General features: G+C 51.6%; 8 protein-coding genes. All 8 read right to left on the bottom strand.

The window, feature by feature from the left end:
- The coding region (locus tag C1I60_RS08170) for an ABC transporter substrate-binding protein (protein WP_252361630.1) at nucleotides 1-1,051 on the bottom strand (1,051 nt) is incomplete at its 3' end.
- Between the two features lie 247 nt (nucleotides 1,052-1,298).
- Nucleotides 1,299-3,971, bottom strand: a complete 2,673-nt coding sequence (ppdK, locus tag C1I60_RS08165) for a pyruvate, phosphate dikinase (RefSeq protein WP_137061276.1) — start codon at nucleotides 3,969-3,971, stop codon at nucleotides 1,299-1,301.
- A gap of 353 nt (nucleotides 3,972-4,324) precedes the next feature.
- Complete coding sequence (locus C1I60_RS08160) at nucleotides 4,325-4,891, bottom strand: GNAT family N-acetyltransferase (RefSeq protein ID WP_137061275.1); 567 nt, start codon at nucleotides 4,889-4,891, stop codon at nucleotides 4,325-4,327.
- A gap of 172 nt (nucleotides 4,892-5,063) precedes the next feature.
- A complete protein-coding gene (locus C1I60_RS08155; protein ID WP_137061274.1) occupies nucleotides 5,064-5,519 on the bottom strand; it encodes a hypothetical protein in 456 nt (151 codons plus the stop codon).
- Between the two features lie 49 nt (nucleotides 5,520-5,568).
- Complete coding sequence (locus tag C1I60_RS08150; protein ID WP_137061273.1) at nucleotides 5,569-6,552, bottom strand: ABC transporter ATP-binding protein; 984 nt, start codon at nucleotides 6,550-6,552, stop codon at nucleotides 5,569-5,571.
- Entirely contained in the window at nucleotides 6,533-7,561 is a 1,029-nt protein-coding gene (locus C1I60_RS08145; RefSeq protein WP_137061272.1) for an ABC transporter ATP-binding protein, read from the bottom strand. The genes C1I60_RS08150 and C1I60_RS08145 overlap by 20 nt, the downstream gene beginning before the upstream one ends.
- A gap of 61 nt (nucleotides 7,562-7,622) precedes the next feature.
- A complete protein-coding gene (locus C1I60_RS08140) occupies nucleotides 7,623-8,468 on the bottom strand; it encodes an ABC transporter permease (protein WP_137061271.1) in 846 nt (281 codons plus the stop codon).
- 4 nt (nucleotides 8,469-8,472) lie between these two features.
- On the bottom strand, nucleotides 8,473-8,639 hold a 167-nt coding region (locus tag C1I60_RS25430; protein WP_252361634.1), incomplete at its 5' end, for an ABC transporter permease subunit.

Raw genomic sequence — 8,639 nt, 5'->3', positions numbered from 1 at the left:
TCCCACCTTCAACCAGTCGCGCCTCCTGCCCCTTCACCGAGACGTAGAATGCGGCCAGCTTCATGGCCTCTTGCAGATTCGGACTGTTTTTGTTCACGGCTACATAAGCAACCGGAATGGCGACAGGTTCATTTTTGCCCGTGTTGGAAGGCCAGTAAATATAATCAAAGTCGAGACTTTTATTTTGACTGAACAAGGGCTCCAGCCATCTTCCCGCCGCCAGCATGCCGACCTGGTTGGACATGAACATCGCATCTGCTCCCTGCCCCTTGGGAAGCGAACCGAGATATACCGCATTTCCCTTGTTCACCATATCGTACATGAAGCGGAAGGCTTCCTTGCCCTTTTCATTGTGATCCAGTACATACTTGCCTTGTTCATCAAAAATCCGGCCACCATTCGACCACACCCATGAATACCAGTGCGCCCACCAGTTTTCTGCAATATAGCCCTGCTTTCCGGCAGCTTTCAGCTTCGATGTGACTTCCTCAAAAGCGTCCCAGTTCCACTTGCCCTCGTCATAATATTCTTGCGGTGTCTTCACACTGGCATCCTTAAAAACCTTTTTGTTGTAATACATCACCATCGGATTGGAATCGGGAGTGACTCCGTAGATTTCCCCATCACGCTTCGCCGGACCCCACAATCCTTCCGGGAAATCCTCGGCTTTTACATCACTGGCATCACTTTTTAAAAACTCACCTAACGGCTGTACCTGCTTCGCCCCAATTAAACGCGCAATCGTCGGCTCATACGAATAAAACACGTCCGGTCCGCGACTTCCCTGAAGCTGTGTCAGCAGCTTCTGCTCATATTGGTCTCCCGGTACAGGCACCAGCTTAACCTCAATATTCGGGTTTTCCTTTTCAAATGCATCGAGCGCCCGCTGGTACACCTTCACCTCCGCAGGATTCCCCCAGACTTGCATGGTCAGCCCGACTTTTTTCCCTTCCGTGTTTTCCAGCTTGGGAGAGGTAGTGCATGCCGCTGCAAGTAAAAACAGAACGCTGAGAAAAAAACCAATTTTTATCCAGCTCATGTAATTGTCCATCTTAACCGCCTCCTGTAGCTTCGCATAGTTGTATGTCACCCTGATCTGAAGCGCTTACAAAACTTCTCTTATCATCATATGTAAAAGAGGGAGACGCGATATCCCCATTTTTCATGTATAACTAAAATTTTTACTTCCTGACGGAACTTTCCCCTATATTGTGGTAACTATAGTGTAAAACGAGGAAGGCAGCCTTTGGATCAAGGCTGCCTTAAATGTGTTATTGAAATGTAGAGACTACTTTCAGCTACAAAACAGACAACGCTCCCTCAGGCTGCTCCACTCTAACAAGCAAGGCTGCTTGAGCGGCGGCAATGCGGGCATATGGTACCCGGTACGGTGAACAACTGACATAATCCAGTCCGCTGCGGTGACAAAAGAGAATAGACTCACTATCCCCGCCATGCTCCCCACAGATACCTGTCTCCAGAAAAGGCTTTTTTGCCCTGCCTTTGGCAACAGCCCATTCAATCAGCTTGCCTACGCCATCCTGATCCAACACCTGGAAAGGGTTTGCTTCCAAGATGTTTTTTTCCATATAGGAGCCGAGGAATTTACCTTCGGCATCATCCCGACTGTAACCAAAGGTCATTTGTGTGAGATCATTGGTTCCAAAGGAGAAAAAGTCGGCGTACTGGGCCACGCTGTCTGCCAGCAGGGCGGCTCTTGGAACCTCAATCATGGTGCCCACCCGATACCTGAACCACTTAAACTCTTCGCTAAGTACCTGAGTCGCCACCCCATCGACCAGTTCTCTCATCTGCTTGAGTTCATTCGAATGTCCGACCAACGGAATCATAATCCCTGGTCTCACATCCACGCCCTTGCGCAGTGCTGCTTCCGCGGCCTTAAAGATCGCTTCAACCTGCATATCGTATATTTCCGGAAACAGAATGCCCAGCCGAACACCGCGCAATCCCAGCATAGGGTTAATCTCCCGCAGGTCGTGCACCTTGGAGATGGTACTTTTAAGACGTTGAAGCTCCTCCACATGGCCGCCGGAAAGCTCAAGCTCCCGCTGTTGTTCCTGAAGCTGCTCCAGGTTCGGTAGGAACTCGTGCAACGGGGGGTCCAGCAAGCGAATGGTCATCGGTAAACCGTCCATCGCACTGAACATAGCCTCAAAGTCGGATTGTTGCATTTGGAGCAGACGATTCAAATGAAGAACCCGCGCCTCCTGATCCTCGGCCAAAATCATCGCCTGAATGATAGGCAGACGATTGCCTGAGAAAAACATATGCTCTGTACGACAAAGCCCGATGCCCTCGGCTCCAAATTTCCGAGCTTTGGCGGCGTCGAGTGGCGTATCCGCATTGGTGTAGACCTTCAACGTCCGAATTTCATCCGCAATCTCCAGCAGCTTCAGCAGCTCCGGTGTAATGACTGGCTCGTTCAGCGACAGACTGCCTTGATACACCTGCCCGGAGGTCGAATCAATCGAAATATCCTCCCCTTCCTGAAAGGTCAGGGCACCGATGCTGACGCTCCGACTGTCCAGGTCAATGCTCAGCGCGTCACAACCGCAAATGCAGGGTTTACCCATGCCTCTCGCAACCACCGCCGCATGGCTGGTCATCCCCCCTCGACTCGTCAGCACGCCTTCGGCGGCAATAATCCCGTGAAGATCGTCAGGTGAGGTCTCCACACTGACCAGGATGACTTTCTGCCCATCCTTCGTCCAATTCTCTGCCGTATCTGCGTCGAATACAATACGCCCACTTGCTGCGCCGGGCGATGCAGGCAGACCTTGGGCAATCGCAACCAGAGGTGTGGAAGCGTCAACGGAGCGATGCAGCAATTGTTCCATGTGGGACGGTTCGATCCGTTGGATAGCCTCCTCTTGGCTGATAATCCCTTCCTCTACTAGATCCACAGCTATTTTTACAGCCGCCTGCGCGGTTCTTTTGCCGCTACGTGTCTGTAGCAGATACAAATTACCTTTTTCAATCGTGAATTCGATATCCTGCATATCCCGGTGATGACGCTCCAGCAAGGAAGCTAGCTCTTCCAAACGATCATAGACCAGCGGCTGCTTCTCCAGAAGCTGGGCAATAGGGCTAGGAGTGCGTATTCCGGCTACGACATCCTCGCCTTGGGCGTTCACCATATACTCGCCGTACAATTCATTAGCACCTGTGGAGGGATTACGGGTGAACAGTACCCCGGTTCCACTGTCGTTATCGAGATTGCCAAACACCATAGCCTGAATATTCACTGCTGTCCCTTGTTCATCTGGAATGCCGTAAGCCTTCCGGTACACCTTGGCACGCATATTGTTCCAACTGCGAAATACAGCTTCCACCGCTAGTTGCAATTGCTGATACACATCCTGCGGAAACGGCTGTCCGCTCTGCTGCGTGACAAGCCCTTTATAATGTTCGATCAGTTCCTTCCATTCTTCTGCGCTAACCTCCTGGTCACTGCCACGCCCATGGGTCTGCTTGCTCTGCTCCTGAAGCTGGTGAAAATGATTGGATTCGATACCCAGCACCACTTCCCCAAACATTTGAATAAATCTGCGGTAACAGTCATAGGCGAAGGTTTCATTTCCCGTCTGCTCTGTCAACCCACGCACGGTTTCATCGTTCAGCCCCAGATTCAGTATCGTGTCCATCATACCGGGCATGGAGGCTACCGAGCCTGAGCGGACAGAGACCAGCAAAGGCCGCTCCATATCTCCGAATATAGCTGACTGGGCTTCCTCAACGTCGTGCAGGGCAATGACGACTTCTCCCAACAAACCCTCCGGGAGCTTGCCGCCGGAAGCAAAATAGGCTCGACACGCATCGGTAGTCACAGTAAAGCCGGGAGGGATCGGAAGACCCAGTGTCGTCATTTCCGCGAGATTGGCGCCTTTTCCTCCTAGTAGCGCTTTCATCCCCAACTTACCTTCGTTAAATGAGTACACTCTTTTCAGCATTATATTCATTCCCTCCACTTATCAAGATACATGCCTGAACTGATCTATAGGTTTACTTAAAGTTGTAACACAAAGTAATCAGTTATTTCAATATATAATACGTAATATATATTTATAATAATTGTTTATGACGTTTTAAATAGCGAATAAACTTATTTATAAAACACTCTAATTCGTGGTTAGACGTATATTGGGATAGAATAACTTTACCCCGTTCGCTCACACTCAGCTCATTTTTTCTCAGTTGTACTCTGCCGTGAAGCTGTAACCAACCCAAAAGACTAAAACAAAAGGAGCTATCCCACCGTCATCTTTAATGACTTCTAGGACAGCCCCTTAACTCAGTTCAGGCTTTATTTTTCCTTCACCTCTGTTAGCATCTTTTCAAAAATATTATAGCCGCCCGTTTCACCTATATAGGTATAGCCACATTGTTGGTAAAACTGGTTTAGCTTGTCATTCCCCGCAATACAGTCTAATCGGATTCGGTCTTTGCCTGTGAAACGAATTCCCTTTTCAATCCATTGCACCAGTTCACGGCCTAAGCCCTTCCCGGTTCTATCCCGATCCACAACCAGGCGATGCAAATATACTGAGGTTCCTCCGTCGGAATCAGCATCATCTAGCCCCCAAAGCTTACGATCCCACGCACTGGGCTGCTGTTGCAAAATCACAGCACCTGCTAATGCATGATCCTCTGATGTGCGGAAAGTAATGACTTCTCCACGTGCAATTGCCCCTCCCAGGTTGTGATCATCTTTCCCTTGGAGTAGGTTGCCCCATTGCGTGGAGCCTCTGCTGTGCAGCCATCTGGCAGTTTGTAAAATTAACTCCTGCACCTGCTCCTGATCCTCAGCGCCTGCCTGAAAAACGCGTAATTCCGGATTCACGAATGGATCGACAATTTGTAGTGTTGTCATGCCGCACCTCAACTCTCTTATGTCAGTATGTATGAAAACTATATCATAAAAAAGAGAGTTTGATTTTATACTTTTATGGTGGAAAATATAAGCATCCTATCTATTCCAACCGATGATAACCGTATGAGAAAAGATGGGAAGGTTGTGTCCTACTCAGAACAGAACCCACAACTTATACCGTCTGCACAGCAGGCACAATTCGGTACAATCCCGCAGCATCATCAGTCGCGGGCCGATCTTCCTGTATCGACCAGCCGAACGACAGCACCTGCTCTAGTCGATCATACTCAACCTTCGTCAGCTCGGATGTAACGGCTTCGCTTCCTTCCACCAGTGACAGCTCAGGCTCACGCCCGAACGCAGCGGAAATCCAGGAACGAATACCCCGTATCGTGTTGTACTTGATCTGGTATCCGTCAGCTACGGCGCTTGCAAAAATCTCCGGCTCTTTGGACGCCAGCCCGGTGGCAAGCTCTGCATAATCAAAATCGGACTGTCCGTCCGACGGCAGTTCATTGTGCTGCACCCGACGGATTAGCTCCTCATCAGTCCAGCCTAATGCGCGTAAAGATTCCAGCATGAGCGCATCCCATTGTGAAATACGTACTCTGTTCGTTGATTCAGTCATCGTTTTTTCGCCTCCTTGTTGATCATGTTCGTCGTACACCAGCCTTAACCTAACGGTTAACCGGGTACGCTACATAATGGCCGGGGCTGATTTCCCGCAGCTCAGTGGCACTCTCACCGTCCTTGTCCCATGCCAAGGAACCGTCTGGTTGGGCAAATCCCGCCCCAAAACCGTCCCGCTCTCCGACTGCTCTCGGATCAGGCACCGGAATAGAGGACAGCAGCGCCTGTGTATATGGATGGGCTGGCTGCTCATACAGCTCGTCTGCATCGGCTACCTCCACCAATCGTCCATGGTACATCACACCGATCCGGTCTGAAATATGCCGCACCATCGACAAATCATGGGCGATGAACAGATACGTCAGCCCGAACTCCTGCTGGAGATCCTCCAGCGTGTTAATCACCTGCGCCTGAATAGACACGTCCAGCGCCGAAATCGGCTCGTCACAGACAATGAACTCCGGATTCACAGACAAAGCACGCGCGATAGAAATCCGCTGGCGTTGTCCGCCGCTGAACTCATGCGAGTAGCGGTACAAATGCTCCCGCTTCAGCCCGACCTTTTCAAGTAAAGCCACGACGGCATCCTTACGCTCACTGCCCTGGTGCAATCTGTGAATGTCCATCGGCTCGCCAATCAGTTCAAGCACATTCATACCGGGATTAAGCGAGGAATACGGGTCCTGAAAAATACTCTGGATACGCCGACGCAGCGGCTTGAGCTGCTTATCGTTCAGTTTGGAAATATCCTGACCGTCAAAGCGCACCGTGCCTTCCGTATAATCGTATAACCGCGTCAAACAGCGTCCAACCGTCGATTTACCGCTACCCGACTCGCCGACCAGTCCGAACGTCTCACCACGCTTGATCTGGAAGCTCACGCCGTCCACCGCCTTGAGTACCTCCGAGCTGCGCCCCAACAAATCCTTGGCTGTTACAAAATGCTTCTTAAGCTGATGTACCTCCACCAAGGGCTGACTTTCACCCACTGCATTAATCGCTTCACTCACATTAAACCCTCCCTTCCGCATGACCCGCTTCGGATGTCTCGTAGACTCCGGCAGGCACAGCATCCGGCTCGTTCAGCCAGCAGGCCGCCCGCTGATCCGGGCGAATCTCCACCATCGGCGGCCGCTCTGCACAGCGGGCAAACGCGTGCGGGCACCGGTCCATGAACGGACAGCCGGACGGCGGGTCCAGCAGGTCCGGCGGCGTGCCCTCGATCGGCACCAGCCGCTCGCGGAAGCCGTTCGTGCGCTGCGGCACAGAGCGCAGCAGGCCCTGCGTATACGGGTGGGCCGGACGATAAAAGATATCGTCCACACGGCCCTCCTCCATCACCATGCCGCCGTACATCACGATAACACGGCTGCACACCTGGGCGACGACGCCCAGATCATGGGTGATCAGGGCAATCGCCATATCAGATTGCTGCTTCAACGTCTTGAGCAGCTCCAGAATTTGCGCCTGGATCGTCACGTCCAGCGCTGTGGTCGGCTCGTCAGCAATCAGCAGCTCCGGGCTGCACGAGAGCGCCATCGCGATCATTACCCGCTGACGCATCCCCCCGCTGAATTGATGCGGGTATTGGTTCATCCGTCGCTCCGGCTCGGTAATCCCCACCTGCCGCAGCAGCTCCACAGCGGCTTTCGTAGCCGCTTCCTTGCTCAGTCCCCGGTGTCTCCGTATCACCTCGACCAGATGATAGCCGACCTTCTTGACCGGGTTCAGCGAAGTCATCGGGTCCTGAAAGACCATCGCAATCTGGTTCCCGCGTATTTTGCGCCATTGCTTTTCCGTCAGAGCCGTCAGACTTTCTCCCCGGTAACGAATATCGCCTTTCAGCCGCTTGCCCGGCGGGGCAATCATAGACATGATGGCTTTGGCTGTAACACTTTTACCGCTACCGGATTCTCCTACGATTCCTACCGTTTCTCCAGCATCAATATGAAAGCTAACCCCTCGAACCGCCTGATTCTCCCCCTCACGTGTGAAAAAGGAAACCTCCAACTGTTCGACGGACAGCAGATGTTCAGTCATCGTGTTTTCGCTCCTTTCTGTCGCTCCTGGAGCCATTTTCATTGGATTTTGTAGCTGTGAATCATCGTTTCACCAGCTTGGGTTCAAAGCCTACACGCAGCACATCCCCCAAAACATTAAAGCTCAGCACGGTCAGTAAAATAAGCAGCCCCGGAAATAACGCCATATATGGAGCCTGTGCAATATATCCTTGGGCATTATTCAGCATACTTCCCCACGTAGCGTTCGGGAGTTGCACACCAAAACCGAGGAAGCTCAGTGACGATTCCATCATAATCGCCGAGGCGATATTGTTCGTCGCCCCCACGATAATCACCGGAATCAGGTTCGGAACGATATGCTTCAGGATAATCCCGAATGTGCTTTGTCCCGAAGCTTTGGCATACAGCACATATTCCCGTTCCCGCAGAGTCATCGTCTCTGCCCGAACCACCCGGGCAATATTCATCCACATCAGCAGGGCAATAATGACAATAATATTGCCGACGCCCGGCTTCAAAAACACACTCAACAGCAAAATAACCAAAAAAGACGGAATCGACATGATCAGCTCCAAAATCCGCATAAGCAAATTATCAATCCATCCACCGAAATAGCCGCTTACAATGCCTACTACTGCGCCAATACTCGTCGCAATAATCATGGACGCGAAGCCCACCAGCAAAGATACACGACCGCCGTACAGCGCCCTTGTAAAATAGTCCCGGCCGTAGTCATCCGTTCCAAACCAGTGTGCCGCTCCCGGCGATTGGAGTCGCTCCAGCACGTTCAGCTTGTTCGGGTCCTGCGGCGACAAAAAGGCGAAGATTGCCCCTAGAGAGAATACGATCAATAGTATGAGGGCTGTGGCGCCCATTTTGCTCGTCATCAGCTCGATCCCGATGTTGCGCCATTTGCTCCGATTCATGAGTTCACCTCGTTGATTTAATTCTCGGGTCTGCGATGCTGTACAAAATATCCGCAAGCAGATTGCCCAGGATCAGCAGCAGGGCGGAAAACAGTGTAATGCCCATGATAACGGGATAATCCATCCCTTTTACCGCCGTCATGCCCAGCGAGCCAATGCCCGGCCAGGAAA

This window comes from Paenibacillus terrae, assembly GCF_005217525.1.
Taxonomy (GTDB): Bacteria; Bacillota; Bacilli; order Paenibacillales; family Paenibacillaceae; genus Paenibacillus; species Paenibacillus terrae_C.
This window is presented reverse-complemented; position numbering and strand designations above follow the sequence as displayed.